Origin of the sequence: Antarctobacter aquimaris, from assembly GCF_900184945.1 — a bacterium.
GTDB lineage: Bacteria > Pseudomonadota > Alphaproteobacteria > Rhodobacterales > Rhodobacteraceae > Maliponia > Maliponia aquimaris.
The window spans coordinates 508,668-535,119 of sequence record NZ_FXYF01000001.1 but is presented as its reverse complement, the minus strand read 5'-3'; the positions used below and the strand labels follow the sequence as shown (position 1 = coordinate 535,119).

The 26,452-nt window shown below is 69.1% G+C and carries 26 protein-coding genes; 14 read left to right on the top strand and 12 right to left on the bottom strand.

Annotated features, from left to right (window positions below; translation table 11 throughout):
• Positions 1–54: 54 nt before the first annotated feature.
• Genes MAA8898_RS02435 through MAA8898_RS02420 form a run of 4 tightly spaced genes read left to right on the top strand, consistent with a single transcriptional unit; the run spans position 55 to position 6,760 of the window.
• Entirely contained in the window at positions 55–1,074 is a 1,020-nt protein-coding gene (locus MAA8898_RS02435) for an AAA family ATPase (RefSeq protein ID WP_094019359.1), read from the top strand.
• Positions 1,071–1,949 carry a DUF58 domain-containing protein gene (locus MAA8898_RS02430; RefSeq protein WP_094019358.1) on the top strand — a complete coding sequence of 293 codons (879 nt, stop codon included), beginning with the start codon at positions 1,071–1,073 and terminating at the stop codon, positions 1,947–1,949. The genes MAA8898_RS02435 and MAA8898_RS02430 overlap by 4 nt, the downstream gene beginning before the upstream one ends.
• Positions 1,946–4,708 (top strand): DUF4159 domain-containing protein, encoded by a 2,763-nt coding sequence (locus tag MAA8898_RS02425; protein WP_094019357.1) that lies wholly within the window; start codon positions 1,946–1,948, stop codon positions 4,706–4,708. The genes MAA8898_RS02430 and MAA8898_RS02425 overlap by 4 nt, the downstream gene beginning before the upstream one ends.
• Before the next feature lie 12 nt (positions 4,709–4,720).
• Positions 4,721–6,760 (top strand): glutamine amidotransferase, encoded by a 2,040-nt coding sequence (locus MAA8898_RS02420; protein WP_094019356.1) that lies wholly within the window; start codon positions 4,721–4,723, stop codon positions 6,758–6,760.
• 20 nt (positions 6,761–6,780) lie between these two features.
• On the opposite strand, the gene MAA8898_RS02415 is transcribed toward MAA8898_RS02420, so the two are convergent.
• The 3 genes from MAA8898_RS02415 to MAA8898_RS02405 all read right to left on the bottom strand — a co-directional run bounded on the left by MAA8898_RS02415 (position 6,781) and on the right by MAA8898_RS02405 (position 8,313).
• A complete protein-coding gene (locus MAA8898_RS02415) occupies positions 6,781–7,128 on the bottom strand; it encodes a hypothetical protein (protein WP_094019355.1) in 348 nt (115 codons plus the stop codon).
• A gap of 61 nt (positions 7,129–7,189) precedes the next feature.
• Positions 7,190–7,903, bottom strand: a complete 714-nt coding sequence (locus MAA8898_RS02410; RefSeq protein WP_094019354.1) for a DUF599 domain-containing protein — start codon at positions 7,901–7,903, stop codon at positions 7,190–7,192.
• Positions 7,903–8,313 carry a CopD family protein gene (locus MAA8898_RS02405; protein WP_094019353.1) on the bottom strand — a complete coding sequence of 137 codons (411 nt, stop codon included), beginning with the start codon at positions 8,311–8,313 and terminating at the stop codon, positions 7,903–7,905. Before MAA8898_RS02405 ends, MAA8898_RS02410 begins: the two co-directional genes overlap by 1 nt.
• 168 nt (positions 8,314–8,481) lie before the next feature.
• Here MAA8898_RS02405 and MAA8898_RS02400 point away from each other — a divergent pair, with 168 nt between their 5' ends.
• The 7 genes from MAA8898_RS02400 to MAA8898_RS02370 all read left to right on the top strand — a co-directional run bounded on the left by MAA8898_RS02400 (position 8,482) and on the right by MAA8898_RS02370 (position 15,378).
• Positions 8,482–9,930: an FAD-linked oxidase C-terminal domain-containing protein gene (locus MAA8898_RS02400; protein ID WP_094019352.1), complete on the top strand. Its 1,449-nt coding sequence runs from the start codon at positions 8,482–8,484 to the stop codon at positions 9,928–9,930.
• 66 nt (positions 9,931–9,996) lie between these two features.
• Positions 9,997–11,118 carry an FAD-binding protein gene (locus MAA8898_RS02395; protein ID WP_094019351.1) on the top strand — a complete coding sequence of 374 codons (1,122 nt, stop codon included), beginning with the start codon at positions 9,997–9,999 and terminating at the stop codon, positions 11,116–11,118.
• Positions 11,118–11,450, top strand: coding sequence for a hypothetical protein (locus MAA8898_RS02390; RefSeq protein ID WP_094019350.1), 333 nt, complete (start codon positions 11,118–11,120; stop codon positions 11,448–11,450). Before MAA8898_RS02395 ends, MAA8898_RS02390 begins: the two co-directional genes overlap by 1 nt.
• Position 11,451: 1 nt before the next feature.
• Entirely contained in the window at positions 11,452–12,735 is a 1,284-nt protein-coding gene (gene glcF, locus MAA8898_RS02385; protein ID WP_094019349.1) for a glycolate oxidase subunit GlcF, read from the top strand.
• 154 nt (positions 12,736–12,889) lie between these two features.
• The gene (locus MAA8898_RS02380) at positions 12,890–13,612 is read left to right on the top strand and encodes a trypsin-like serine peptidase (RefSeq protein WP_094019472.1); all 723 of its coding nucleotides are present in this window, start codon (positions 12,890–12,892) and stop codon (positions 13,610–13,612) included.
• A gap of 134 nt (positions 13,613–13,746) precedes the next feature.
• Entirely contained in the window at positions 13,747–14,223 is a 477-nt protein-coding gene (locus MAA8898_RS02375; RefSeq protein WP_094019348.1) for an Hsp20 family protein, read from the top strand.
• Between the two features lie 231 nt (positions 14,224–14,454).
• Entirely contained in the window at positions 14,455–15,378 is a 924-nt protein-coding gene (locus MAA8898_RS02370; RefSeq protein WP_176445044.1) for a LysR family transcriptional regulator, read from the top strand.
• Positions 15,379–15,463: 85 nt separating this feature from the next.
• Here MAA8898_RS02370 and MAA8898_RS02365 read toward each other — a convergent pair whose 3' ends face one another.
• The 3 genes from MAA8898_RS02365 to MAA8898_RS02355 all read right to left on the bottom strand — a co-directional run bounded on the left by MAA8898_RS02365 (position 15,464) and on the right by MAA8898_RS02355 (position 19,032).
• The gene (locus MAA8898_RS02365) at positions 15,464–17,515 is read right to left on the bottom strand and encodes a vWA domain-containing protein (RefSeq protein ID WP_094019346.1); all 2,052 of its coding nucleotides are present in this window, start codon (positions 17,513–17,515) and stop codon (positions 15,464–15,466) included.
• Positions 17,512–18,042 (bottom strand): RNA polymerase sigma factor, encoded by a 531-nt coding sequence (locus tag MAA8898_RS02360; RefSeq protein ID WP_094019471.1) that lies wholly within the window; start codon positions 18,040–18,042, stop codon positions 17,512–17,514. The genes MAA8898_RS02365 and MAA8898_RS02360 overlap by 4 nt, the downstream gene beginning before the upstream one ends.
• A 99-nt stretch (positions 18,043–18,141) precedes the next feature.
• Positions 18,142–19,032 (bottom strand): CPBP family intramembrane glutamic endopeptidase, encoded by an 891-nt coding sequence (locus MAA8898_RS02355; RefSeq protein WP_094019345.1) that lies wholly within the window; start codon positions 19,030–19,032, stop codon positions 18,142–18,144.
• A 415-nt stretch (positions 19,033–19,447) separates the two neighbouring features.
• On the opposite strand from MAA8898_RS02355, the gene MAA8898_RS02350 reads away from it, so the two are divergent.
• Positions 19,448–19,960, top strand: a complete 513-nt coding sequence (locus tag MAA8898_RS02350) for a hypothetical protein (RefSeq protein ID WP_094019344.1) — start codon at positions 19,448–19,450, stop codon at positions 19,958–19,960.
• A gap of 61 nt (positions 19,961–20,021) precedes the next feature.
• Positions 20,022–20,957, top strand: a complete 936-nt coding sequence (locus MAA8898_RS02345) for an AEC family transporter (RefSeq protein ID WP_094019343.1) — start codon at positions 20,022–20,024, stop codon at positions 20,955–20,957.
• 56 nt (positions 20,958–21,013) lie between these two features.
• Here the strand turns inward: MAA8898_RS02345 and MAA8898_RS26120 are convergent, their stop codons facing one another.
• The 3 genes from MAA8898_RS26120 to MAA8898_RS02335 form a co-directional block, all read right to left on the bottom strand.
• Complete coding sequence (locus tag MAA8898_RS26120; protein ID WP_176445043.1) at positions 21,014–21,163, bottom strand: hypothetical protein; 150 nt, start codon at positions 21,161–21,163, stop codon at positions 21,014–21,016.
• Between the two features lie 191 nt (positions 21,164–21,354).
• Positions 21,355–21,537, bottom strand: a complete 183-nt coding sequence (locus MAA8898_RS02340) for a hypothetical protein (RefSeq protein ID WP_094019342.1) — start codon at positions 21,535–21,537, stop codon at positions 21,355–21,357.
• A gap of 227 nt (positions 21,538–21,764) precedes the next feature.
• A complete protein-coding gene (locus tag MAA8898_RS02335; protein WP_094019341.1) occupies positions 21,765–22,472 on the bottom strand; it encodes an NYN domain-containing protein in 708 nt (235 codons plus the stop codon).
• Between the two features lie 119 nt (positions 22,473–22,591).
• On the opposite strand from MAA8898_RS02335, the gene MAA8898_RS02330 reads away from it, so the two are divergent.
• Positions 22,592–23,554: a DUF3137 domain-containing protein gene (locus MAA8898_RS02330; protein ID WP_094019340.1), complete on the top strand. Its 963-nt coding sequence runs from the start codon at positions 22,592–22,594 to the stop codon at positions 23,552–23,554.
• Here the strand turns inward: MAA8898_RS02330 and MAA8898_RS02325 are convergent.
• The 3 genes from MAA8898_RS02325 to MAA8898_RS02315 all read right to left on the bottom strand — a co-directional run bounded on the left by MAA8898_RS02325 (position 23,551) and on the right by MAA8898_RS02315 (position 26,283).
• Entirely contained in the window at positions 23,551–24,042 is a 492-nt protein-coding gene (locus MAA8898_RS02325; RefSeq protein ID WP_094019339.1) for a GNAT family N-acetyltransferase, read from the bottom strand. The genes MAA8898_RS02330 and MAA8898_RS02325 overlap by 4 nt on opposite strands.
• Entirely contained in the window at positions 24,039–24,800 is a 762-nt protein-coding gene (locus MAA8898_RS02320) for a potassium channel family protein (RefSeq protein WP_094019338.1), read from the bottom strand. Before MAA8898_RS02320 ends, MAA8898_RS02325 begins: the two co-directional genes overlap by 4 nt.
• Before the next feature lie 64 nt (positions 24,801–24,864).
• Entirely contained in the window at positions 24,865–26,283 is a 1,419-nt protein-coding gene (locus tag MAA8898_RS02315) for a TrkH family potassium uptake protein (RefSeq protein WP_094019337.1), read from the bottom strand.
• Positions 26,284–26,452 lie beyond the last annotated feature (169 nt).

Below are 26,452 nucleotides of genomic sequence, written 5' to 3'. Positions count from 1 at the left end.
GATGCAAGACGATACATAAACATCGTGTAACATAGCATTCAATGGAGAGACGACATGGCCGTTCAGGCGGGTACGACCGAGGACCTGGTCGCCGAGATCGAGGCGCTGGAAGACAAGCTGGCCGAGGCCAAGCGGTCGATCACCGCCCGCTTCATCGGGCAGGAGCGTGTCGTCGATCTCACGCTGTCGGCCCTGCTGTGCGGCGGGCACGCGCTGCTGATCGGCCTGCCGGGCCTGGGCAAGACGCGGCTGGTGGAAACGCTGTCCACCGTCATGGGCCTGAACGGCAACCGCGTGCAGTTCACGCCGGACCTGATGCCCGCCGACATCCTGGGCAGTGAGGTGCTGGAAACCGGCCTCAGCGGCGAACGCGCCTTCAAGTTCATCGAGGGCCCGATCTTCTGCCAGCTCTTGATGGCGGACGAGATCAACCGCGCCTCGCCCCGGACGCAGTCGGCGCTGTTGCAGGCGATGCAGGAAAAGCAGGTCACCGTCGCCGGTCAGACCCGCACGCTGGACCTGCCGTTCCATGTGCTGGCCACCCAGAACCCGATCGAACAGGAGGGCACCTATCCGCTGCCCGAGGCGCAGCTTGACCGTTTCCTGGTGCAGATCGACGTGGCCTACCCCGACCGCAAGACCGAAAAGGACATCCTGCTGGCCACCACCGGCACCGAAGAGGCGCAGGCGCATGGCGTGTTCACCGCGGCCGAGCTGATCGCCGCCCAGCACCTGTTGCGGCGGATGCCGGTGGGCGACGCGGTGGTCGAGATGATCCTTGACCTGGTGCGCGCCTTCCGCCCCGACGATCCGACCTCACCCGAACGGGTGCGCGAACTGGTCGCCTGGGGCCCCGGCCCGCGCGCGGCTCAGGCGCTGATGCTGACGGTGCGCGCCCGCGCGCTGTTGCAGGGGCGCCTGGCCCCCGCGCCCGAGGACGTGCTGGACATGGCCAAGCCGGTGTTGGTGCACCGCATGGCGCTGTCCTTCTCGGCCCGCGCCCGGGGCGAATCCCTGGGCCAGCTCATCGACGAGGTCGCGGCCGGCCTGCGCCGGACCGAGGCCGCAGCGTGAGCGCCACCGTCGCCCAGCTACGCACCCGCGCCCAGGAAGAGGCCAGCCGCTTTCCGGCCCTGCTTGCCCGGGCCGAACACCTGGCGGGGACCATGCTGCTGGGCGAACACGGGCGGCGGCGCTCCGGCATGGGCGACGATTTCTGGCAATACCGCCCGCTGCGCGCGGGCGACACCTACCGTTCCATCGACTGGCGCCGCTCGGCGCGCGGGGATGAGCAATACGTGCGCGAACGCGAATGGCAGATCGCGCAGTCGGTGCAGGTCTGGGTCGATCCCGGCGCCTCGATGCGCTTTTCCAGCCACAAGAACCTGCCGACAAAGGCCGACCGCGCGCGGCTGGTGGCGCTGGCCGCCTCGATCCTGCTGATCCGGGGCGGTGAACGTGTGGGCCTGACCGGCTGGCGCCTGCCGCCGCAGCGCGGCGACCTCCAGACCCTGCGGCTGGCCGAATTGTTCGCCGAGGACGGCGAGGACGACTACGCCGAACCCGAGGCGCGCGGCATGCTGCCCAACGCCAAGGCGCTGTTCGTGTCCGATTTCCTCGGCGACATCGCTCCGGTCGAGGCCGCGCTGACCAAGGCGGCGGACCGCGGCGTGCGCGGCGTGCTGCTGCAGGTGCTCGACCCCTCCGAAGAGGCGTTTCCCTTCGACGGGCGCACCATCTTCGAAAGCGTGAACAAGACCCTGCGCCATGAGACCTTGAAGGCCGGCGACCTGCGTGCGACCTATCTTCAGCGCCTGGCCGAGCGCAAGGCGCGGCTGGACGCGATCTGCCGGCTGACCAGCTGGCAGCACTTCACCCATCACACGGACCAGACCGCGCAGTCCGCCCTTCTCTGGGTCTATCGCGCGCTGGACGGGAGCCACGGATGACGCTTTTCGGCCTGATCGGTTTCACGACGCCCTGGCTGCTGCTGGGGCTTCTGGCCCTGCCCATCCTGTGGATCATCCTGCGCGCCGTGCCGCCCGCGCCGATCCGCCGGCTGTTTCCCGGGGTTGTCCTGCTGCTGGGCCTCAAGGATGAGGAACAGGTCACCGACCGCACGCCCTGGTGGCTGCTGCTGATCCGCCTGCTGGCGGTGGCGGCGGTGATCATCGGCCTTGCCGGGCCGATCCTGAACCCCGACGACCGGACCGAAACGGCCGGCAACGGCCCGCTGCTGGTGGTGATGGATGCCTCCTGGGCCTCGGCCACCGACTGGCGCGTGCGGATGAACGCGCTGGACGGGCTGCTGTCCGAGGCGGGGCGCGATTCCCGCACCGTCGCGGTGCTGAGGCTGACCGATCCCAATGCCGTGCAGTTCCTTTCTGCCGATGTCCTGCGCACCCGCCTCACCGGGATTCAGCCCGAACCCTGGGAGCCCAGCGCCGAGTCGGTCGCCCGCGCCATCGAATTGCTGCCCGAGACCGGCTTTGACAGCTACTGGATGTCGGACGGGCTGGCGCGTGACAGCCGGACCGGGCTGCTGGCTGCATTGGAGGCACGCGGCCGCGTGACGGTCTTCGAGGCGCCGCACACGGTCTACGCGCTGGAACCGGCGCAGGTCTCCGACGGCAACCTGCTGCTGACCGCCCGCCGCCTGAACGACGGCCCGCAGGTCGAGCTGACCCTTGCCGGCCACGGCCGCGACCCGGCCGGCAACCCCGCCGTGCTCAGCCGCACGCCGCTGACCTTCGAGGCGGGGATGACCGAGGCGACCTCGGAAATCGCCCTTCCGGCCGAGCTGCGCGCCCGCATCGAACGGTTCGAGATCGAGGGCGCGCGCAGCGCCGGCGCCGTGACCCTGCCCGACGACAGCCTGCGCCGCCGCGAGGTCGCGCTGATCGCCGGCAGCACCGACCGCGAGGGGCTGGAGCTGCTCTCGCCCCTGCACTACCTGCACAAGGCGCTGATCCCCACCGCCGACCTGCTGGACGGCGCGCTGCTGGACATCCTGCCCGCCAACCCGGACGTGATCATCCTTGCCGACGTCGCCACGCTTTCGGCGGCCGAGGAAGAGGCCGTGCTGGAATGGCTCGACAAGGGCGGGATGCTGCTGCGTTTCGCCGGGCCGCGCCTCGCCGCCTCCGACATCAGCCGTGACCGCGAAGACCCGCTCATGCCGGTGCGCCTGCGCGCCGGCGGCCGCACCGTGGGCGGCGCGATGAGCTGGGGCGAGCCCAAGGCGCTGGCCCCCTTCGATGAGGACAGCCCCTTCTTCGGCCTCGCCATCCCCGCCGATGTCAGCGTCAACAGCCAGGTCATGGCGCAGCCGGACCCCACGCTGGCCTCCCGCGTGATCGCCCAGCTGACCGACGGCACGCCGCTGGTCACCCGCAAGGCCGTGGGCCAGGGGCAGGTCGTGCTGGTCCACGTCACCGCCAATGCCGAATGGTCGAGCCTGCCGCTGTCGGGTCTCTTCGTGCAGATGCTCGAACGGCTGGCCGTCTCCTCCGCCACCACCCAGCCCGAGATCGCCGACATGGAAGGCACCGTCTGGCAGCCGGTCCGCGTGCTCGATGCCTTTGGCCGCCCGCGCGAGGCAGGCACCCTGCCCGGCGTCGACGGCCCCGCGCTGATCGAGGCACCGCTGGGCCCCAACCTGCGCCCCGGCCTCTACCAGGGCGAGGACCGCAGCCTGGCCCGCAACGTCGTGACCGCCGACACCGTGCTGACCCCGGTCGCGTGGCCCGAGCGTATCCGCGTCGAAGGCATCAGCCTGCCGCGTGAAAAGCCGCTGGCCGGATGGCTTCTGGCCGGGGCCATCGCGCTGCTGCTGGCCGACGTGATCGCCTCGCTGGCGCTGTCGGGGCGGCTGCGCGGGCCGGTGTCCGCCGCCGCGATCCTGGCGGCGCTGATGCTGCTGCCGCAGGACGGCCAGGCCCAGACCGCCGAGGACCGCATCGCCATCGAGGCCACCGCCGAGGTCGCGCTGGCCTATGTCATCACCGGAGACAAATCCGTGGATGACCTGTCGCGCGCCGGTCTGCGCGGACTGGCCGATACGCTCTACTTCCGCACCTCGGTAGAGCCGGGCGCGCCGCGCGGCGTCGACCTTGAGGCCGACGAACTGGCCTTTTACCCGATGCTCTACTGGCCGATCACCCAGGGCCAGCCGACCCCCTCGCGCGAGGCCTATGCCAAGCTGAACACCTACATGCGCACCGGCGGCATGATCGTGTTCGACACCCGCGACGCCGACATCGCAGGCTTTGGCACCGCCACGCCGAACGGCCGCCGCCTGCGCGACCTGGCCGCGCCGCTGGACATCCCGCCGCTGGAGCCGGTGCCCGCCGACCACGTGCTGACCCGCACCTTCTACCTGCTCCAGGACTTCCCCGGCCGCTATGCCGGCCGCGAAGTCTGGGTCGAGGCCGCGCCGCCGGACGCCGAGCTGATCGAGGGCATGCCGTTCCGCGACCTCAACGACAACGTGACGCCGGTGGTGATCGGCGGCAACGACTGGGCCGCCGCCTGGGCCACGGATGAGCAGGGCAACCCGCTGGTACAGCTGGGCAGCGGCTTTACCGGCGAACGCCAGCGCGAGATTGCCTACCGGTTCGGGGTAAACCTCGTGATGCATGTGCTGACCGGCAACTACAAGTCCGACCAGGTCCACGTCCCCGCCCTGCTTGACCGCCTGGGCCAATAAGCGAGCGCTGAGATGAACGGACAGATCGTATTCGACCCGCTGCTGCCCTGGCCCGTGATCGCGGTGCTGGCGGCGCTGGCGCTGCTGGGCACCGGCCTCGCGCTGTGGCGCGGGCTGTCGGGCTGGGCGCTGCGCTTTCTTGCCGGCGTGGTGCTGGTGGGCGCGCTGGCGCAGCCGTCCTATCAGGTCGAGGACCGCGCGGCGCTGGCCGACATCGTGCTGATGCTGGTCGACGAGACCGCCTCGCAGATGCTGGCCGAGCGGGCGCAGGTCACGTCGGACGCCGCCGACACCATGCAGGCCCGCCTGCTGGCCCGCCCCAACACCGAGGTGCGGCGCATCCCCGTCCCCGATGGCGAGGGCGACGCCGGAACCCTGCTGATGACCGCGCTGTCCAACGCGCTGGCCGAAGAGCCGCGCGGCCGCATCGCCGGCGTCGTGCTGCTGTCGGACGGCCGGTTGCACGACCTCGACCGCCTGCCCGATCTGCCCGCGCCGATGCACCTGCTGCTGACCGGGCGCCAGGACGACTGGGACCGCCGCCTGATCGTGCGCAACGCCCCCGCCTTTGCCATCCTCGGCGAAGAGGTCGAACTGACCCTGCGGATCGAGGATGACGGCGCCGCCCCCGGCGACCTCAGCACCGAGATCCTGATTTCCGTCGATGGCGCCGAGGCCAACCGCTACACAGTGCCCATCGGCGAGGATCTGAGCCTGCCGATCACCCTGCCGCACGGCGGGCTGAACGTGATCGAATTCACCGTGCCCACGGCCGAGGGCGAACTGACCGACCGCAACAACAAGGCGCTGATCCAGATCAACGGCGTGCGCGACCGGCTGCGCGTGCTGCTGGTGTCGGGTGAGCCGCACGCCGGCGGCCGCACCTGGCGCAACCTGCTGAAGTCGGACTCATCCGTCGACCTCGTGCATTTCACCATCCTGCGCCCGCCAGAGAAACAGGACGGCGTGCCGGTCAACGAGTTGTCGCTGATCGCCTTCCCCACGCGAGAGCTGTTCCTGGAAAAGATCAACGACTTCGACCTGATCATCTTCGACCGCTACAAGCGGCGCGGCATCCTGCCGGCGATCTACCTCGACAACGTGCGCAGCTACGTCGAACAGGGCGGCGCGCTGCTGGTGGCGGCGGGGCCGGATTTCGCCTCGGCGGATTCGCTCTACCGCTCGCCACTGGCCGAGATCATGCCGGCCGAGCCGACCGCGCGGGTGGTCGACCAGGGTTACCGCCCGGCGGTGACCGACCTTGGCCTGCGCCACCCGGTGACCTCCGGCCTGCAAAGCCCCGAGGACTGGGGCCGCTGGCTGCGCCAGGTCGAGGTGCTGCCGATCAAGGGCGACGTGGTGATGTCCGGCGTGGACGACCGGCCGCTGCTGGTGCTGGACCGCGTCGGCGAGGGCCGCGTGGCGCTGCTGGCCTCGGACCAGGCCTGGCTCTGGAGCCGCGGATACGAGGGCGGCGGCCCGCAGCTGGAACTGCTGCGCCGGCTGGCGCACTGGATGATGAAGGAGCCGGAACTGGAGGAAGAGGCGCTCTGGGCCGAACCCGCCGGGCAGAGCATGCGCATCATCCGCCGCACGCTGAACGAATTTGTCGGCCCGGTTATCATCACCGCCCCGGACGGCAGCACGGTCGAGGTGCCGCTGACCGAGGTCAGCCCGGGCCGCTACGAAGCCATCTACGATGGCCCGGAAATCGGTCTTTACCGGCTGGAGGAAAACGCGCTGTCGGCGGTGGTGGGCCTTGGCCCCGCCGCGCCGCGCGAGTTCGTCCAGACCATCGCCAGCGCCGAGGCGCTGACCCCGGCGGTCGAGTCGCTGCGCGGCGGCGTGGTGCGGGTGGAGGACGGCCTGCCCTCGATCCGCGACGTGCGCGCCGGGCGCCCTGCTGCCGGGCGCGGCTGGCTGGGCCTGACCCCGCGCGAGGCCTACGAGACGCTGGACATCCGCCAGACCCCGCTGGCGCCGGCCTGGCTGGTGCTGCTGCTGGCCTCGGCGATGATCGTCGGAGCCTGGCTGCGCGAGGGGCGGTCGTAAGGGCGGCGGGGAACCCCGCCCTACGGCAAGGTATAGACCGTCGCCGCGTCCGACCAGCCATCCACAAGGCAGCGGGCGCGGACCACGACACGCTCCGTGCCGTCGGGAATGACGATGCCGCCCTGCGACCGGGTAAAGGGCTGCTCGGTCTCGTGCGGATGCACCAGCACCCGGGTGCCCAGCACCGTGCCGTCCTCCAGCTCGATCCGCCAGGCGTCGGCGTAGTGGTCCCAGCCGGTGTCGGGGTGCCGCAGCGTGACGGCGAACCGCCAGCCGTTGCCGGCGTCTTGCGCCTCCACCCCCTCGATCTGCGGCGGGTCGGCGAACAGGGGCGGGGCGATCAGCAGGAGCGGGATGAGATATTTCATCCCGCCAGCCTAGCAGATCGCCTTCCCTCCGTCCGATCACGTTGGCCAGAGCAGGCGGGTTTCAGCCCGTCCCGGGCCGGTCGCTGGGGTCCAGCAGCACGTCGCGCGAAACCGAGGTGAACTCGCGCCGCAGGATCACCGCCAGCGTGACCAGCACCGCCGCCATCAGCGCCCAGGGGCCGATCAGCCAGGCCGCCGACCCGATGCCAAAGTAGACCGACCGCAGGCCGCGGTTGTAGGCCCGCCCGCCGGCGACGTTGATCTCGCCGGCCTTGCGCGCGCGGGGCAGCGCCCTGGGGTCCGCGGGATCGTTCGGCACCGCCGCCATCAGCACCGAGGCATAGCCGAACAGCCGGTGCGACCAGACGAATTTCAGGAACGCGTTGGCGGCGAACATCAGCAGCACCAGCAGCTTGATCTCGAACACCACCACCGGGTCGACACTGCTGCCCAGGTCCTGCGCCACGCCGCGCAGCCGGTCGGCATTGCCCAGCAGGGCAAAGCCGCCGCCGATGGCGATCATGCTGGCCGAGGCGAAAAAGGCGGTGCCCTGGCGCAGGCTGGCGACGATCTGCGAATCGAAGATGCGCGGGTCGCGCTGGACAAAGACCTCCATCCAGGCGCGGCGATAGTCGGCCATCAGGCTGGAGGTGGAGGGATAGCGCTTCGGCGGATGCTCGATCACCCAGGTGCTGCCCGCCCAGGCCAGCACCAGCAGACCCAGCGCCGCGGCGTCCCACAGGGCAAAGCTGGCAAGGATCCCGGCCCAGTCCATCAGAACGGCTGCACCACCACGACCCAGAGGATCGCGATGGCGCCGATCACGCTGACCTCGTTGAAGATGCGCAGGAACATGTCGCTCTCGGTAAAGATGCCCTGCTGCGCCCGCCGCACCAGCCGCCCGGTCCAGGCGTAGTGCCCGGCCAGCAGCACCACCAGCGCCAGCTTGACATGGGTCCAGACCGGAAAGCCGAAGGTCCAGGCCAGCCACAGCCCCGTCAGCACGGCGATCACCGCCAGCCCGGCGGAAAACCGGTACAGGCGAAAGGTCAGGTCGCCCAGCGGGCCGTTCTCGTTCAGCCTGGCGAATTCGCGCTTCCAGTAGATCAGCGCGCGCGGCACGGCAAAGATGGAGGTCATCCAGCCCATGACGCACAGAATGTGTATGATCTTGACCCAGGCCATCGGAATTCCCGCATTTTGCGCGCTGCACCTGACCCCCCGGGGCAAAAAAGTGCAAGATGCCGCGGGACCGCGACACGAATATGCTTGGCCTGACGGCCAATTTGGTTATATCTTTTTACCAATTCACCCGGATCGTGCCCGGTGCGGCGCGCAAGAGGAGGACGACCCATGCAGATGCCGGAGCCGAACCCCGCCATTCTCAAGCGCAAGGCGCGCATCGTCGAACGCCTGCGCAGCGTGCTGCCCGCCGACGCGGTGATCGACGACATCTCCGAGACGCGCGCCTATGAATGCGACGCGCTGACCGCCTACCGCTGTCCGCCGCTGGCCGCCGTGCTGCCGTCCTCGACCGAGGAAGTCTCGGCGGTGCTCAGGGTCTGCTTTGAAGAGGGGGTGCCGGTGGTGCCGCGCGGCTCGGGCACCTCGCTGGCAGGGGGCGCGCTGCCGACGGCGGATTCGGTGATCCTGGGCGTGGCGCGGATGAACCAGGTGCTGGAAACGGACTACGCCGACCGCATCATCCGGGTGCAGACCGGCCGCACGAACCTGTCCGTCACCGGCGCGGTCGAGGAAGAGGAGTTCTTTTACGCGCCGGACCCGTCGTCGCAGCTGGCCTGCGCCATCGCCGGCAACATCGCGATGAACTCCGGGGGCGCGCATTGCCTTAAATACGGCGTCACCACCAACAACCTGCTGGGTGTGACCCTGGTGCAGATGGACGGCACCGTGGTCGAGATCGGCGGCGCCCACCTGGACGCGGGCGGGCTGGACCTGCTGGGGGTGATCTGCGGCTCCGAGGGCCAGCTGGGCGTCGTGACCGAGGCCACGCTGCGCATCCTGCGCAAGCCCGAGGGCGCGCGGCCGGTGCTGATGGGCTTCGATTCCAACGAGGTCGCGGGCGCCTGCGTCTCCGACATCATCAAGGCCGGCGTGCTGCCGGTGGCGATCGAATTCATGGACCGCCCCTGCATCGAGGCGACCGAGGCCTTTGCCCAGGCCGGCTACCCGATGTGCGAGGCGCTGCTGATCGTCGAGGTCGAAGGCTCTGCCGCCGAGATCGACGAGCAGCTGGGCCTCATCCTCCAGATCGCCCGGCGGCACAACCCGGTGGAGCTGCGCGAGGCCAAGGACGCCGACGAGGCGGCGCGTATCTGGCTGGGCCGCAAGTCGGCCTTTGGCGCGATGGGCAACATCAACGACTACATGTGCCTCGACGGCACCATCCCGGTGTCCGAACTGCCCCACGTCCTGCGCCGCATCGGCGAGATGTCCAAGCAGTACGGGCTGGACGTGGCCAACGTGTTCCACGCCGGGGACGGCAACATGCACCCGCTGATCCTGTTCGACGCCAACAAGCCCGGCGACCTCGAGCTGTGCGAGGCCTTTGGCGCGGATATCCTCAAGCTGTGCGTCGAGGTCGGCGGCTGCCTAACCGGCGAGCATGGCGTGGGAATCGAAAAGCGCGACCTGATGGTCGACCAGTACGCCCCGGCGGACCTGGAGGCGCAGATGGCGGTCAAGGACGTGTTCGACCCGACCTGGCTGCTGAACCCGGCCAAGGTCTTTCCGCTGGCCTCGAGCGAGGCCCGGCGGACGGCGCGGATGGCGGCCGAGTAGGTGGGGGGCCAGCCCCCCACACCCCCCGGAGGTATTTGGACCAAGAAGAAACACGAGGCGCAGGACATGAGACCCGAGACCGAGGCCGAGCTGGCCGAGACGATCAAGACGGCGGCGGGGCCGCTGATGATCCGCGGCGGCGGCACCCGCGGCATGGCGCCGGTGGGTGCCGTGCTGGAGACCGGCGGTTTGTCGGGCATCACCCTGTACGAGCCCGGATCGCTGACCCTGGTGGCGCGGGCGGGGACTCCGCTGGCCGAGATCGAGGCGGCGCTGGCGGCGGAGGGGCAAAGGCTGGCGTTCGAGCCGATGGACCATCGCGGGCTGCTGGGCACCTCCGGAGAGCCGACCATCGGCGGCGTGGTCGCGGGCAATATCTCGGGGCCGCGGCGGGTGCAGGCGGGGGCCTGCCGGGACTTCATGCTGGGTGTGCGTTTCGTCGACGGCAGCGGCAACGTGGTCAAGAACGGCGGCCGGGTGATGAAGAACGTCACCGGCTATGACCTGGTCAAGCTGATGACCGGCTGCTGGGGCACCCTGGGCGTGCTGACCGAGGTCAGCCTCAAGGTGCTGCCAAAGCCCGACACCGCCGCCTGCGTGATGATCGACGGGCTGACCGAGGCGCAAGCGGTGAACGCGATGAGCCGGGCGCTGACCTCGCCCTTCGAGGTCACTGGCGCGGCGCATGATCCGGACGGCGACAGCGGCCCGGTGACGCTGCTGCGGCTGGAGGGATTCGCCGGGTCGGTCGCCTATCGCACCGGGCGGGTGCAGGCGCTGTTCCCCGGCCATGTCCTGCGGGTCGAAAGTGATCCGGACAAGGTGGCCGCCCTTTGGCGCGACGTGCGGGACGTGGCACCGATGACGGGCACCGCGGGCGATGTCTGGCGCTTTTCGGTGCGGCCCAGCGCGGCACCGGCGCTGGTGGCGGAGCTGCGCGCGCGGCATGACATCGCGCGGGTGATGTACGACTGGGGCGGCGGGCTGGTCTGGATCGAGGCGGCGGCGGGCGGCGACCTGCGCCCCAGGGGCTTGCAGGGCCATGCCACGCTGGTGCGCGCGGCGGATGCCACGCGGCGGCGCGTGTCGGTGTTCCAGCCCGAGCCGCCCGCCGTGGCGGCGCTGACGAAAGGCATCCGCGACCGCTTTGACCCCAGGGGCCTGCTGAACGCCGGGATCATGGCCTGATGGCCGCCCTTCTGGCCTTTGTCCTGGCCTTTGCCGCCGGTCCGGCGCTTGTGCTGGCGCTGTTGCGTCTGCCGCCGCGCCTGCCGGTGCTGACCCTACAGGCCGGCGGCGTGTTTGCCGCGATGGTCGGCGCGCTGCTCCTGCAGGGGCGCAGCGCCCCCGGCCTGCTGGCCGCGCTCTGGCTGGGCTGGCTATTGGCGGTCGCTCTTGTGGCGCAGGCCCTGCGCCGCCGCCTTCCTGGCCCCCACACCCGCCGTTGGACGGCGCTGGGCGCGGCACTTGCCGCCCCGCTGCCCTGGTTCGGCCTTGCCACCGCACAATTGATGGACTGACATGCAGACCAATTTCACCCAAGAGCAACTGAAGGACGCGGGCACCGCGCGCGCCAACCAGATCCTGCGCACCTGCGTGCACTGTGGCTTCTGCACCGCCACCTGCCCCACCTACCAGGTGCTGGGCGACGAACTGGACAGCCCGCGCGGCCGCATCTACCTGATCAAGGACATGCTCGAGAACGAGCGCAAACCCGACGCCAAGACCGTCAAGCACATCGACCGCTGCCTGTCCTGCCTGGCCTGCATGACGACCTGCCCCTCGGGCGTGCATTACATGCACCTGGTCGACCACGCCCGCGAATACATCGAGAAACACTACGACCGGCCCTGGCACGACAAGGCGCTGCGCTGGATGCTGGCGCGGATCCTGCCCTACCCGACCCGCTTTCGCGTGGCGCTGCTGCTGGCCAAGATCGGCAAGCCCTTTCGCGGGCTGATCCCCGACCCGCGCCTGCGCGCCATGCTGGAGATGGCGCCCAAGCATATCCCCCCGGTCAGCCGCAACGACGACCCGCAGAGCTTTGCCCCCAAGGGCGCGCGGCGGATGCGCGTCGCGCTGATGACCGGCTGCGCGCAAAAGGCGCTGAACACCGACATCAACGACGCCACCATCCGCCTGCTGACCCGGCTGGGCTGCGAGGTGGTGGTGGCCCGGGGCGCGGGCTGCTGCGGGGCGCTGACCCACCACATGGGCAAGACCGACGAGAGCCATGGCACCGCGGCCAGGAACATCCGCGCCTGGACGCGCGAGATGGACAGGGACGGGCTCGACGCCATCGTCATCAACACCTCCGGCTGCGGCACCACGGTCAAGGACTACGGCCACATGTTCGCCCAGACCGACATGGCCGAGGACGCCAAGCGCGTGGCCGGTATCGCCCTGGACGTCAGCGAACTGCTGACCCGGCTGGAGATCCCCGAGGGCGCCGCCAAGGGGCTGCGCGTGGCCTATCACTCGGCCTGTTCGCTCCAGCACGGCCAGAAGGTCAAGACCGCGCCCAAGACGCTGCTGAAACGCGCCGGATTCGAGGTGGTTGAGCCCGCCGACCCGCACCTGTGCTGCGGCAGCGCGGGCACCTACAACCTGATGCAGCCGGAGATTTCCCAGCAGCTCAAGGCGCGCAAGGTCAAGACGCTGGAGGCGAAACAGCCCGACGTGATCGCCGCCGGCAACATCGGCTGCATGATGCAGATCGGCGGCGGCACAAGTGTGCCCATCGTGCATACGGTCGAGCTGCTGGACTGGGCGACCGGCGGGCCGAAACCGCGATCGTTGAACTGATGGCAACACTGTGTCCTTGGGGCGGTTTTGCCGCAATTTTGCCCAGATGTCGTGCGAATTGGCACAAAAACCCAAGGAACGGCGTGTGCGGTATCTGTTGATCTTCTGTTTCTGGCTTCTGGGCAGCGCCGTGGGCGCGCAGGGCCTGTTTTCCATGGAATCGGCCCAGGATGGCCGCCGCTGGGAGGGCGTCGGCCGGCTGGAGCTGGCGGGCAAGGGCTTTTGCACCGGCGCGCTGATCGCGCCACGCATGGTGCTGACGGCGGCGCATTGCCTTTTTGACCCCGCCACCGGGGCGCGGCTGCCGGTCGAGCAGATGCAGTTCCTGGCCGGCTGGCGCAACGGGCGCGCGGCGGCCTACCGCTACGTGCGGCGCGCGGTGCCGCATCCCGATTTTGTCTACCGCGGCCCGTTGAACCCCGACCGCGTCCAGCTGGACCTAGCGCTGCTCGAATTGCAGCACCCGATCCGCAACACCTCGATCCAGCCCTTTGCCACCGATCACGGCCCGGCGCAGGGCGCGCGGGTGGGCGTGGTGTCCTACGCGCATGACCGCTCCGAAGCGCCCTCCCTGCAGGAGCTGTGCGAGGTGCTGGCCCGGCAGGAAGGCATGGTGGTGCTGTCCTGCGCGGTGGACTTCGGCGCCTCCGGCTCACCCGTGTTTGCGCTCGACGGTGACGGCGCGCCGCGGATCGTGTCGGTGGTGTCGTCCAAGGCCGAGGCCAACGGCGCCCCCGTGGCGCTGGCCACCGATCTCGATGGCCCCTTGCAGGAGCTGATCGCCGCGCTCGAGGCAAAACAGGACGCGGGCGCGGGGCTGGAACGGCTGTCCGCCGGCGACCGGCGCGCCACCGGGGCCAAGTTCGTCCGGCCCTGAGGGTCTTGAAACCGCGCAAATCCTTTCCCAAGTGATCTGTACCGGGACGCCTGTGACAGGGTCCCGGAAGTCCAGCCGCCTGTCCCGCAGCAGGGAAGGCGCATCCACACAGGTATCGCTCAACGGAGGATTCCATGCGACATTTCGATTTTGCCCCGCTCTACCGTGCCACGGTCGGCTTTGACCAGATCGCCGACCTGATGGACCGTGTCCTGGCCAGCGACACCGCGCAGGCCGGCTATCCGCCCTACAACATCGAAAAGACCGCCGACGACACCTACCGCATCTCGATCGCGGTGGCCGGTTTCTCGGACGAAGACCTGTCGGTCGACGTCAAGGACCAGGCGCTGGTCGTCTCCGCCCGCAAGGCCGAGGGCGAGGACGGCAAGACCTACCTGCACCGCGGCATCGCCACCCGCGCCTTCGAGCGCCGCTTCCACCTGGCCGATCATGTCCGCGTGGAGGGCGCGCTGCATGAAAACGGCATGCTGCACATCGACCTCAAGCGCGAGATCCCCGAGGCGCTGAAACCGCGCCGGATCGAGATCGCCAAGCCTTCGTCGCCCGTGGCCATCGAAAAGGACGTGGTCGACGCCGAGACGGTGAACTAAGGCGGGTTTGCCCCGGCAAACCCGCCTGGTCGGCAAGGGTGCCTTTCCGCAGGAAAGGCCACCAGCCGACACGGTGACATGCCGGGCGCAACGCCACAGGGACGGTGGGCGGGGCGACGTGGCCCGCAGGGACACGAGCGTCGTCCCATCGTCCCAAACCAGAGGCCCCCACACCGGGGGCCTTTTCCGTTTCCGGTTGACAATCCATCCCCACAGCCCATGCAATTCCGCATGGACTGGCGCTCTGTCACCTTCGACTGGAACCGCGCGCGGGCCTTTCTCGTCACCGCCGAGGAAGGCTCGCTGTCCGCCGCCGCCCGCGCCCTGGGCATGACCCAGCCGACGCTGGGCCGCCAGGTGACCGCGCTGGAGGAAGAACTGGGCGTCGTCCTGTTCGAACGGGTCGGCCGTGGCCTTGTCCTGACCCAGGCCGGCACCCAGCTGATGACCCATGTCCGCGCCATGGGCGAGGCGGCGATGGGCGTCTCGCTGGCCGCCTCCGGGCAGGCGCAGGCCGCATCGGGGCATGTCGCCGTCACCGCCTCCGAGATCTACTCCGCCTGGCTGATGCCGCGCATCGCCCGCGCCCTGCGCGACACCGCGCCGGGCATCACGCTGGAGATTGTCGCCTCGAACGAGATCCGCGACCTGCGCCGCCGCGAGGCCGACATCGCCATCCGCAACGCCCGCCCGGACGATGACGACCTGATCGGCAAGCTGGTGGGCGAGGACGAGGGCACGTTCTACGCCACCCCGGACTACCTCGCCCGGCTGGGGCCGATCACCGGCCCGGCCGACCTGGCCCGCGCCTCCTTCATCGGCTTTGCCGACAACGCCAATTTCATCGCCGCGCTGCACCAGCGCGACATCCCCGTCACCCCGGCACAGTTCCCGGTCACCGCCTCCTCGCACCTCGCGCATTGGGAAATGGCCCGCGCCGGACTGGGGCTGGGCACCGTGCCCTGCGGGCTGGGCGACGGCGACCCCACCATGCGCCGCGTGCTGCCCGAGGTGACGTTCCGCTTTCCGGTCTGGCTGGTGGCGCACCGCGAATTGCGCACCAGCCCCCGGGTGCGCATCGTCTGGGACCTGCTGGCCGCGATGCTGCCGGGGATGCTGGGCGCGCAGGCGGGGACGGCCACCACACGGGACTAGCCCCCCGCAGAGGCTGCGGAGGGCGCGTTTCCCTTTTGACGAGAGGCCCCGGGTCAGGCCAAGCGTCACGCCCGGGGCGCGTGGCTCACTTTTGCAGGCTCTCGGCCAGCCGCATCAGCGTGATCGCCTCCTGCCGGTAGCCATAGGCATCCTCGCCGCGCGCCGTCTGCGCCAGCGCGATGGCATCGCCCATGCTCCAGTCACCGATCAGGTCCGACCCGCGCAACAACTGGCCAAAGCCGGCGATGGCCAGCGCCCAGTCGGCCTCGCGCAGCGGTGCGGCATCGGTCCGGATCGGCGTCTCGATCAGCTGGCTGGTGTCCTCGCCGGGCGTCTTGTAGCGCAGCCGCAGGAACCCCAGCTCGCCGCTCTCGTCGGCCACCGGTTCCGCCCCGCCATAGCGCAGCGGGTCGGTCATCCGCGCGGGAGAGCCGACCGGCGTGATCTCGTAGAGCGCCGTCACCTGCACCCCGGCACCGATCTCGCCCGCGTCCACCTTGTCGTTGTTGAAATCCTCGCGCTTCAGCGCGCGGGTCTCGTAGCCGATCAGCCGGTATTCGGCGACCAGCGCGGGGTTCCATTCCACCTGGATCTTGACGTCGTTGGCGATGGGGACCAGCGCGCCGGTCAGCTGGTCCACCAGCACCTTCTGCGCCTCGGACAGCGTGTCGATGTAGGACGCGATGCCGTTGCCGGTCTGCGCCAGCGCCTGCATCGTCGCATCGTCCAGATTGCCCCGGCCAAAGCCCAGGACGGACAGGTAGGTGCCCTCGTCCCGCTTGTCGGCGATGAAGTCCTTCAGGTCCTGCGGATCGCTGATGCCGACGTTGAAATCGCCGTCGGTGGCCAGGATCACCCGGCTGACCGCGCCCTCCGGCCCGTCCTTGGCCATCTTCGCCGCCGTGGCATAGGCCTGTTGCAGGCCCGCCTGCCCGGCGGTGGACCCGCCCGCGTGCAGCGCCTCCAGCGCGCTCAGGATGGTGTCACGCTCGCTCGCCCTGGTCGGCTCCAGCGCGAGGCCCGCGCTGCCCGCGTAGGTGACAATCGCCACGGTGTCGTCCTCGGACAACTGGCCCAGCATCAGGCGAAAGCTCTGGATCAAGAGCGGCAGCTTGGCCGGATCGTTCATCGACCCGGAGGTGTCGATCAGGAACACCAGGTTCATCGGCGGCCGTTCGTCCGGCATCATGCCCTGAAGGCCGATGTGCACGATCCGCGTGCCCGCGCGCCACGGGCTGTCCATCACGCCGACATGGGTGGCAAAGGGGGCATCGCCCTCCGGCGCCGGGTAATCATAGGTGAAATAGTTCACCATCTCCTCGATCCGCACCGCCCCTTCGGGCGGCAGTTGCCCGCGCCGCAGCGAGTTGCGCACCATCGCCCACGACGCGGTGTCCACGTCGATGGAAAAGGTCGACACCGGCGCCTCGGCCGTGACCTTGATCGGGTTGTCCTCGGCCTCGGGAAAGGCCTCGGTGTCGCCCTCGGGGGCGATCAGCACCGGGTCGGCGGGGCGCGGCGGCACGTAGGACGGGCTGTGCGACAGGTTCAGCACCCCGGATTCGAAACTCATGGCAGCGTCTGCCCCCGGCGCGCCGCTGTACTGGTTCAGGATCGGCTGAGACGGCGGCATGGAGGTCAACTGCCCGCGCGCCATCGGCGCGGGCGTGGGCGACGGCGCGGGCGCCGCGTCCATCGCCACGACCGGCGCGTCGCGGGTCAGCTTGGCCGCGGGCGCTGCGGGCGGGGTGACAGCGGGTTCAGGCTCGGGCGCGACGCGCTCCCGTGCGACCACGGGCGCCTCCTCGGCCACCGGCAGCGGCGACACCTGCGGCGGCTTGCTGTCGTTCAGGACGGGGATCAGCGCCACCATGGCAACGGCGGCAAGGGCGGTGGTGGCGGTCAGAAATCCGCGATGGGACAAATTGGCAAACATCATCTTGAGTCCTCTGAATACGCCCCCCTCTCGGGTGGGCTCAGAGGTCTGACGCGGCTGCCTCGCGGTTTCTTGGCCAGCATCCTGGAGATCGTCAAAGTTTTTCATCGCCAGCGCGATGGCCTCGGCGCGCCGGCCGGCGTCCGCCTTGGGCAGGCCCGCGTCGAATGCGCGCTTCAGATCGTCCAGATCGTCGCTCATGCCTCGGCCTCCTTCATCGCCTTCAACCTCTTCTTCGCCTCCGAGACCCGCCAGCTGACGGTGCCCTCCGAGATCTCGAGGATCTGCGCCGCCTCGGCATGGGTCACCCCGTCGAGGATCAGCGTCACGGTCTCGCGCAGATCGGCCGACAGGTCCCGCAGGGCGGTCCCCAGCCAGTCGCTGCGCTCGGCCGCCTCGGTGATCTCGGCCTGGCGGGCCAGTTCCCAGTCGCCCCAGCCGTCGGCGGCGCGGGCGTGGGTGCTGGCGCGCCGGAACCGGTCCCGGGCGGCATTCACCGTGATGCGATATAGCCAGGTCGTCAGCTTGGCCTCGCCGCGGTAGCTCTTCAGCTTGGCGGGCAGGGCGGCGCAGATGTCCTGCGCCAGGTCCTCGGCCTCGGTCCGGTTGCCGGTCAGGCGCACGGCATAGGCATAGACCCTGTCGTACACCCGCCCCACCAGCAAGGCAAAGGCCTCCCGGTCACCATTGGCCGCCGCGCGGGCGAGGGATTCGTCACTGACTTCCATGCGCATCACATGAGTGGGACGCAGCCGCAGGCGCAATTCTTGGAAACCTTACCTGTTTTTTTCAGTTCACCCCGCACAAGGCCCGGAAATCGCCCCCGCTCACAGCCGCAGGGCCACCCGCGCCGCCAGCCAGCTGACCCCGATCATCAGCAGGTCGACCGGCAGCAGCGCGGCGATGGCGGCGCTGTCCTCGGGGCCGAATGGCAGCTGCCGCAGCGCCAGCCCCGACATGTCCCCGCCCAGCGAGATCACCGCAAAGGCGAGGAAATTGTTGGCGAAATGCAGCGCGATCGCCGGCCCCAGGTTGCCCGCCCGCGCCGTCAGGTCCCCGGCGGCCAGGCCAAAGGCGACGCTCCACAGCGCCACCGCCAGCGCGTTGTCGCCGTAAACCTCGGGCATGTAGTGGCCCAGCCCGAAGGCGAGCGAGGGCACCCCCAGCCAGATCGCCCGGTGCCGCAGCCGCGCCGCCAGCTGTGACTGGAAATAGCCGCGAAAGAACAGCTCTTCCGCCCCGGTCTGGAGCAGCACCGCCATCAGCGTCGTGGGCAGGAACAGCAGCCAGGTGTTCAGCGCCAGCCCTGCCTGCGTCTCGCCATACAGGTCCCAGGGCGGCAACAGCAGCACCACCAGGTTCAGCGCCGCCACCGCGCCCAGCACGCGCAGGAAATCGCGCCGGAACAATGGCCAGGGGCCGAACAGGCTGTGCGCCGGTCGGCCGTGCAGCGTCTCGCTCACCAGCAGCACGCCCAGCCCCAGCGTCCCGGTCAGCGCCAGCACCAGCAGCAGCGCGCCGGGGGTCGTCCCGGTCTGAAGCCGCGCCAGCAGGTCCATGTAGGCATCCGCCTGCATCACGCTGCCCAGCACCGCGATCACCCCGCGCGCCAGCCCGAACCACACGACAAGGCACAGCACCAGCCCGACCACCAGCCGCCACAGCTCGGCGCTGGGCCGGGCCGGGTCGGTCATCAGGCGGTGCCGGGCGTAGCTCATGCCGCGCGCCCGCCGGACGCGCGCACCGCCCCGGCGGGATTCGGACCCGGCCGGGGGACGGGCGGGCAAGACGGGTCAGGGGCGGGAACAGGCATCAGGCGAAAGGCTCCAGCAGGGCGGCAAGGCGCAGCAAACAGGGGTTCGGCCGCCCCGGCAAGGGGCACGCGCGCCGCGCAGGGCGAAACCTTGCGAACGCCCGCCCTGCCGCCGGGCCAGCGCCCCGCCCGGAACACCGGCAGCCCGCGCTGTCATCGGCGCCTTTTTTCGGGTCATCCGGCAAGGATCCGCCGCATTGGTGGACCTGATCAACCTCAGCGCCGGCCCGCGCCCTGAAAAGGTTGCGTTTCACCTATATTGACGGCAGGCTCGGCGTCACTTGCGTTACCTCGCGTCAGGTCAGCCGAGAGGTCAGGTCATGTTCAAACCGCTCGACACGACCCGAGGCCTTTCGGATCGCCTGCGTGATCTCTATTTCCACTGGCAGCGCGCCCATCACCGGGGCACGCCGCCAAGCCTGGACAGGTTCGGCCTGCACCGCGTCGCCGCCGGGCTGGATTGCGTGGTGGTTACGGAAATCCTGCGCAGCGCCGAAGGCATCCCCGAGGATTTCGCATTCCTGTATATCGGCCGCACGGTCAACGGCGTGCTGCGGCAGGAGCTGACCGGCCATCGCATGTCGGAAAACCCGGAAAAGCGGCCCGGCTCGCAGATCTGGGCGGCCTACATGGCCATCGCCCAGGACCCGCGCCCCCTGCTGGTCAGCCTGCCCTACATTGGCCCGGACCCGCGCTATTCCTGCACCCAGGAGGTGTTCCTGCCGGTCCATGACGATGCCGGCCGGCACCGTTTCATCGTCGCCGGAATCGAACTCTGCCCGGTGGGTCATCCCGCCTGCCCGGACCAGCCCGCCCCGCGGGCCACGGCCTGAGCCGCCGCGCTCCGCCACAGGCGGCGATTGACCCCGCCGGTTCCCGTGTTAATGCAGCGGCATGCTGGACATCTTCCTCAAGACCCTGCCCTTCTTCGGCCTCATCGGCCTGGGCTACGGCGCGGCCAAATCGCGCTTCTTCTCCGAGGAAGCCTCGGCCAGCCTGACGAAATTCGTCTTCTACTTCGCCCTCTCGGCGATGCTGTTCCGCTTTTCCGCGAACCTGCGATTTGACGAGATCTTTGAACCGCGCCTCGCCGCCGCCTATCTCTGGGGCACCGCCTTTACCTGGGCCATCGGCATGCTGATCGCCTTTGCGCGCGGGCTGGACCTGCCCACCGCCTCGATCGAGGCGCAATGCGCCGCCATCGGCAACACCGGCTTTCTCGGCGTGCCGATGCTGGCGCTGCTCCTGGGGCAAGAGGCGGTCGGCCCGATCATCCTGATCCTGTCGATCGACCTGATCGTGTTTTCCTCGTTGCTGACGCTGCTGGTGACCGGCGCGCGCGAAGGCCGGATGCATGTCTCGATCCTGTGGAAACTGCTGCTGGGCCTGCTCAAGAACCCGATGATCGTCTCCATCGCGCTCGGCCTCGCGGTCTCGGCCTCCGGGCTGCCGGTGCCCGAGGTGGTCAACAGCTTTGTCACGACGCTCGGCAATGCCGCGACTCCGGGCGCGCTGTTCGCCATCGGCGCCTCGCTGGCGTCGAAATCTGCCGAACGGTTGCAGATCGCCGTCTGGCTCAGCTTTGCCAAGCTGATCCTGCACCCGCTGTTCGTCGGCCTCGGCGTCTATCTCTTCTTCCCAGTCGATGCCTACCGCGCCGCCGTCGCGGTGTCCGCTGCCGCGCTGCCGGTGGCGGGCAACGTCTTCATCCTGGCGCAGCACTACAACATCGCGCCGCAGCGCGTGTCGGCCTCGATCCTGATCTCCACCGCGATCAGCATCCTGACCGTCAGCGCGGTGATCGCGACGGTGACGGGCTGGACGGGCTAGGCGGCGGGCCAGAGCGCGCCACCAAAGTCCCCGTCCCCCTGCAAAGACCCTTCGGGTCAGGCCGTCTTGTTCTGGGCCTTCTTGCCGGTCTTGCTTGGCCGCTGGGCGTGTTGCCCGGCCGCGCCGTTGAGCGATTGATACCAGGCGGGCTGCTTGACCGGGTTGGCGGCGGGGCGTTTGACCTTGGGCTTCTTGGACTTGGGCATGCGGTATCCTTTCAGGATCTCGGCACGGCTATAGGCGGTTTGTGACCGGATGGGAACAGATCACGCAGAGCCCGTGTCTGACGCGTGATCCCGGCCCGGCGTCCCTGGCCCCGATCCTGCCGCACCGGCACGCAGGGTACAGGGCGAGGACCGCCCCCCAAGCTCACTCCATCCGCCGGAAAACCGGCCTCTCAGCTTTCGTTGGCGCCGCGCATCTGCCGGATGCTGCCGCGGATCCTGCGCCAGGTCTCGGCCTCTTGCTCGTCTCCGGTTTCCCGGTAGTGGCGCTCTTTCTGCGCGGCCTCGACCTCGGCCTTGTCGCCACGCGCCCGGTACAGGGCGTGGGCAATCTCGATGACCTTGGTGACGTCCATGGGCTGGCCTCCCTCTGTGCAGCGATGCAGCGCGCGTCCGAACCGGCGGCCGCCAACTCCCCAAGGGGGTGCGAACGGTCCTTGGTGGATCGGTACTGCGCCGTCGGCAGGTGTCCAAGACGGGGCCGGCGGCGCAACCGCCAGGTCTCCTGCCTTCGACGATACACCTTCGACGGCAGCGGATCAAACCCGCCGGGACATCCGCCGCCGGGGCGGCGGCGGCGCGCTCAGTCGACGCGGCGCACCAGCAGCTGGTTGCCGGTGCTGCTGCGCTTGGTCTCGAACACCTTCAGTTCCGCCACCAGGTCCGACAGCTTGCGCTTGCCAAAGCTGCGGGTGTCGAAATCCGGGTTGGCGGCGGTGATCACCTGGCCGATATCGCCCAGGCGATACCATTCGTCGTCCTGATCGATCGATTCCATCGCCTTGAAGATCAGGTCGCGCACCTGCGTCAGGTCGGTCTGCTTGGCCGGTTTGCCGCCCGACACCTTTTCCGGCACGGACTCGAGGTTTTCCAGGAAAATGAACCGCTTGCAGGCCTTGCGAAAGGCGTCCGGCGTCTTTTGCATGCCCATGCCGTAGACCTGCAACCCCTGCTCGCGGATGCGGCTCGACAGGCGGGTGAAATCGCTGTCCGAGCTGACCAGCACGAACCCGTCGAACCGGCCGGTGTGCATCAGGTCCATCGCGTCGATCACCAGCGCGATGTCGCTGGCGTTCTTGCCCACGGTATTGGCCGGCGAATGGTGCGGCACGATGCCGAACTCGGCCTGCACCTTGTTCCAGCCGGCCATCTGCTGGCTGGAAAAGTCGCCGTAGCAGCGCCGCACCGAAGCCTCGCCCAGCGTCGCGATCTCGTCAAAGATCGCCTTGGCGTATTTCGGCGAGGTGTTGTCAGCGTCGATCAGCACGGCAAACAGCGGGGTGTCACTCATGGGGCCTCTCCTTTGGTGCCGGTCCTGCCGTTCTGCGCGGGCAGGCAGTCCGGAGATGACAGCTATCGGTCGGGTGGCTACTCTGCCAGCATTTTCGGCACGCAACCACCCAGGAATCCATGCAGTTCACCGAACAATCGCCGATCGAGACCGGTTTCGCCGAGATCTTTGCCCGCGAGATCGCGCCGCGGCTCGATGAACTGGAGGCGCAGCGCCAGGCGCTCAGCCGCAAGGGCTGGCTGTGGTTTGCCGTGGTGGTCGCGGTCTTCGTCGGCATCGCGGCGGTGGCCTGGCCCGCGCTCGGCGGCTTTGGCGCGGTGTTCTTCCTGATCTTCGGCGCCATCGCCGGGCTGATCGCCCGCGGCCTCCAGGGCAACAAGTGGACCGGCGCGGTGGCCGAAACGGTGATGCCGCATGTCTGCGCCTTTCTCGGCGAAACCCGCTATGACCGCAGCGCCGCGACGCGCTTTCCGCTCGACCGGGTGGAAAGCATCGGCCTCATCGGCAGCCATGACAGCGCCCGGCTCGAAGACCAGGTCGTCGGCCGCTGGCAGGGCGTGGACTACACCCTGGTCGAGGCGCGCCTGACCCGCTCGTCCAACAGCAAGGACAAGAAGACCTCGGACACCGTGTTTTCCGGCCTGCTGTTCCGCATCGGCCTGCCGCACCCCGCGCCCACGCGCATCGTCATCCTGCGCAACTACGGCCGCACGCTGAACGCGGTGGCCGGGTTCCTGTCGCGCGGCAAGGGCCGCGGCCTGCCCCGGGTCGACACCGGGCACGCCGGCTTTGAAAAGGATTTCGAGCTGCACGCGGCCGACCCCGACGCCGCGCTCGACTACCTGCCGGCGGCCTTTCTGGACAACCTCGTCGCCATCGGCGAGACGGAATCGGACAAGGGCACCAAGGGCATGCGCGCCGCCTTCGACGGCGAGGATTTCTGGCTGGCGCTGGACCGGACCAAGCCGTTCATGGAAATGGCCAGCCTGGGCAAGCCGGTCAGCAACATCACCGAGGACCTGCACCGCGTGTTCGACGACATGGCGCTGATCCGCCGCATCATCGAGTGGCTCAGGGCCTAGACCCCCTCCAGCGCGCGGTACATCACCAGCGCGTCGACATAGCCCTGCTGCGGGTGGCGAAAGGCCCCCGGCAGCCGGCCCACCACCTCGAACCCGGCGCGCTGCCAAGTCTCCACCGCGCGGGTGTTGGTGCTGACCACGAAATTGTACTGCATCGCCCGGAACCCCAGCCGCGGCGCCAGTTCCAGCGAATGCGCCAGCATCTGCCGCGCCACGCCCCGCCCGCGCGCCGCCGGCGCGGTGACATAGCCGCAGTTGCAGACATGCGACCCGCCGCCCTTCTGGTTGCGCACGATGTAATAGGTGCCCAGCCTCTCGCCGCCGTCCTCGGCCACGAACACCCGCCGTTCCGGGCCAAACCAGTAGGTCAGCGCCGCCTCGCGCCCGATGTCCGGGTCCACCGTGTAGGTGTCTCCGGCGCGAAACACCGGCTCCAGCATCGCCCAGACCGCATCGCGATCCGCCTCTTCCGCCGCGCGTATCTTCATGTGCCGCCTTCCGTCACGATATGAACCACCTCGCCGCAATGCTTGCAGTGCACCGCGTCCGCGTCATGCAGCACCAGCCCGCAGCGCGTGCATTCGTGGCGCACCTTGTTGGGCCGGATCAGCACCTGCACCAGCCGCAGGAACAGCGTCACGCCAAAGATCATCACCAGCACCGAAATCAGCCGCCCCGTGGTACCCGGCAGCGTGATGTCGCCGAACCCCGTGGTCGTCAGCGCGGTGACGGTGAAATACAGCGCGTCGGCATAGTTCCCGATCTGCGGGTTGACGGTGTACTGCGTGGCATAGACCAGCCCGGTCATCACGAAGATGAACACCCCCAGGTTCAGCACCGCGATGATCACGTCCTCCTGCCGCCGGAAAAAGACAAAGTCGCGTTTCAGCTGTTGCGACAGGTGGTAGGTCCGCAGCAGCCGCAGCGTGCGCAGCACCCGCAGGAACCCCAGCCCCTCGCCCGCCAGCGGCGCCAGAAAGGACACGATGGCGATGATGTCGGCCAGATTCACCAGACGGGTAAAGAACCGCAGCTTGTTGGCGCTGATCCACAGCCGCGCGCTGAACTCGGCCAGGATGACCACGCCGAACACCGCGTCCACCGCCTCGACCACCGGGCCGTGATGGCTGAACGAGGTGGCGATCACGAACAGGATCGTCACCACGTCAAAGATCAGGATGCCATAGCGGAACCGCCGCGCCCGGACGCTTTCGCCTTTGTAGAGCTCCCGCACGGTGTTGCGCATGATCTTCCCCGCCTGAGGCCTCCGGGATAGACGATCCGCGCCACCCCGCCAAGGCATCCCGCCGTCACAGCGCCTCGCGCCAGAACGCGCCCGAGAACAGCACAAAGACCGTCATCATCTCCAGCCGCCCGGCGAACATGCCGAAACACAACAGCCACTTGGCCCCCTCCGGCAGCGACTGGAAGGTGCCCGCCGGGCCGATCACGTCGCCGATCCCCGGGCCGACGTTCGCCACCGCCGTCAGCGCCCCGCTGAACGAGGTCGTCAGGTCCAGCCCGTAGAGGTCCAGCGCCATGGCCAGCGCCAGGATCGTCGTGCCGTACAGCACGAAAAAGACCGCGACGCCGGTGCCCACGTCGTCCTGCACGATGCGGCCGTCATAGCGCGTGACCCGCACCAGCGACGGATGGCGGATGCGCGCCAGCCGCTGCCGCGTCACCCGGAAAAACACGATCCACCGCATCATCTTGGCGCCTCCCGAGGTCGATCCGCTGCACCCGCCCAGCGCCGTCAGCATCAGGAAGGCCGCCGCCGCAAAGGGCCCCCAGGTGGTATAGTCCGTCGTGGCATAGCCCGTCGTCGTGACAACCGACACGACGTTGAACGCCACCTGCCGCAGGCTTTCCTCGACGCCCGCCGCGCTGGTCCAGACCCGCCAGGCGGTCAGCCCGGCGATGCTGACCGCGAAAAGGATCAGCAGCGCGCGCACCTGCTCGTTTTGCAGGCCCTTGCCGGTCAGCATCCGGATGTACCAGGCAAAGGGCACCGCGCCCGCCAGCATGAAGAATGTCCCCGCCCATTGCAGGAACGCGCTGTCGAACTGCCCGAATGAGGCATCCGAGGTGGAATAGCCGCCGGTCGACAGGGTGGTCAGCGCATGCACTAGCGCCTCGAACCGGGTCATGCCGCCGGCGCGGTACACCACCAGGCAGATCACCGTCAGCACCAGGTAGACCCAGAAGGTCGCGCTGGCAAAGCGCGCCGCCGTCGCCATCTCCTTTTCGCCCCGCTCCGAGCTTTCGGTGCGAAACAGCTGCATCCCGCCGACCCGCAGGATCGGCAGCACCGCGATGCCCGCGACGATGAAGCCGATCCCGCCCAGCCATTGCAGGATCGCCCGCCACAGCAACAGCCCCTTCGGCGTGTCGTCCAGCCCCGTCATCACGGTCGATCCGGTGGTTGTGATGCCCGACATCGCCTCGAAAAAGGCATCCACCGGCACCAGGCCCCACAGCCACAGCGGCAGCGCCCCGGCCGCCGCGCCGCAGACCCAGATGCTGCTGGTCAGCAGGAAACTGTGCACAAGGCGAAAGGCGTCCTTGCGGTTGGCCACCGCCAGCGCCACCAGACCGCCGACCAGCCCGGACAACAGCGCCGCGTCAAGGAACACCTCGCGCGTGTCGGCAAACAGCGCCGCGATCAGCGCCATCAGCACCGACATGCCCAGCAGCAGGACTCCGTTCGCCAGGATCACAAGGCTCATGCGCGCCCGTCCCGGCGGGAGGTCACGCGACACGAGGAAGGGGCGGGGGGCACGGTGCGGGCACTCTGATGCAGTCGCGCGCACCATGCCGCGCCGCGCGGCGAAGGTCCAGACACCCGAAAGGTCAGCGACAGCGGCCGGCCATGTTCAGCCGGCCCCGTCTGCCCGG

Bases quoted from the DNA above. Each gene is read 5' to 3' on its own strand.
- MAA8898_RS02435 (WP_094019359.1), top strand. From the start codon at position 55: ATGGCCGTTCAGGCGGGTACGACCGAGGACCTGGTCGCCGAGATCGAG.
- MAA8898_RS02425 (WP_094019357.1), top strand. From the start codon at position 1,946: ATGACGCTTTTCGGCCTGATCGGTTTCACGACGCCCTGGCTGCTGCTG.
- MAA8898_RS02420 (WP_094019356.1), top strand. From the start codon at position 4,721: ATGAACGGACAGATCGTATTCGACCCGCTGCTGCCCTGGCCCGTGATC.
- MAA8898_RS02415 (WP_094019355.1), bottom strand. From the start codon at position 7,128: ATGAAATATCTCATCCCGCTCCTGCTGATCGCCCCGCCCCTGTTCGCC.
- MAA8898_RS02410 (WP_094019354.1), bottom strand. From the start codon at position 7,903: ATGGACTGGGCCGGGATCCTTGCCAGCTTTGCCCTGTGGGACGCCGCG.
- MAA8898_RS02405 (WP_094019353.1), bottom strand. From the start codon at position 8,313: ATGGCCTGGGTCAAGATCATACACATTCTGTGCGTCATGGGCTGGATG.
- MAA8898_RS02400 (WP_094019352.1), top strand. From the start codon at position 8,482: ATGCAGATGCCGGAGCCGAACCCCGCCATTCTCAAGCGCAAGGCGCGC.
- MAA8898_RS02395 (WP_094019351.1), top strand. From the start codon at position 9,997: ATGAGACCCGAGACCGAGGCCGAGCTGGCCGAGACGATCAAGACGGCG.
- MAA8898_RS02390 (WP_094019350.1), top strand. From the start codon at position 11,118: ATGGCCGCCCTTCTGGCCTTTGTCCTGGCCTTTGCCGCCGGTCCGGCG.
- glcF (WP_094019349.1), top strand. From the start codon at position 11,452: ATGCAGACCAATTTCACCCAAGAGCAACTGAAGGACGCGGGCACCGCG.
- MAA8898_RS02380 (WP_094019472.1), top strand. From the start codon at position 12,890: ATGGAATCGGCCCAGGATGGCCGCCGCTGGGAGGGCGTCGGCCGGCTG.
- MAA8898_RS02375 (WP_094019348.1), top strand. From the start codon at position 13,747: ATGCGACATTTCGATTTTGCCCCGCTCTACCGTGCCACGGTCGGCTTT.
- MAA8898_RS02370 (WP_176445044.1), top strand. From the start codon at position 14,455: ATGGACTGGCGCTCTGTCACCTTCGACTGGAACCGCGCGCGGGCCTTT.
- MAA8898_RS02365 (WP_094019346.1), bottom strand. From the start codon at position 17,515: ATGAGCGACGATCTGGACGATCTGAAGCGCGCATTCGACGCGGGCCTG.
- MAA8898_RS02360 (WP_094019471.1), bottom strand. From the start codon at position 18,042: ATGGAAGTCAGTGACGAATCCCTCGCCCGCGCGGCGGCCAATGGTGAC.
- MAA8898_RS02355 (WP_094019345.1), bottom strand. From the start codon at position 19,032: ATGAGCTACGCCCGGCACCGCCTGATGACCGACCCGGCCCGGCCCAGC.
- MAA8898_RS02350 (WP_094019344.1), top strand. From the start codon at position 19,448: ATGTTCAAACCGCTCGACACGACCCGAGGCCTTTCGGATCGCCTGCGT.
- MAA8898_RS02345 (WP_094019343.1), top strand. From the start codon at position 20,022: ATGCTGGACATCTTCCTCAAGACCCTGCCCTTCTTCGGCCTCATCGGC.
- MAA8898_RS26120 (WP_176445043.1), bottom strand. From the start codon at position 21,163: ATGCCCAAGTCCAAGAAGCCCAAGGTCAAACGCCCCGCCGCCAACCCG.
- MAA8898_RS02340 (WP_094019342.1), bottom strand. From the start codon at position 21,537: ATGGACGTCACCAAGGTCATCGAGATTGCCCACGCCCTGTACCGGGCG.
- MAA8898_RS02335 (WP_094019341.1), bottom strand. From the start codon at position 22,472: ATGAGTGACACCCCGCTGTTTGCCGTGCTGATCGACGCTGACAACACC.
- MAA8898_RS02330 (WP_094019340.1), top strand. From the start codon at position 22,592: ATGCAGTTCACCGAACAATCGCCGATCGAGACCGGTTTCGCCGAGATC.
- MAA8898_RS02325 (WP_094019339.1), bottom strand. From the start codon at position 24,042: ATGAAGATACGCGCGGCGGAAGAGGCGGATCGCGATGCGGTCTGGGCG.
- MAA8898_RS02320 (WP_094019338.1), bottom strand. From the start codon at position 24,800: ATGCGCAACACCGTGCGGGAGCTCTACAAAGGCGAAAGCGTCCGGGCG.
- MAA8898_RS02315 (WP_094019337.1), bottom strand. From the start codon at position 26,283: ATGAGCCTTGTGATCCTGGCGAACGGAGTCCTGCTGCTGGGCATGTCG.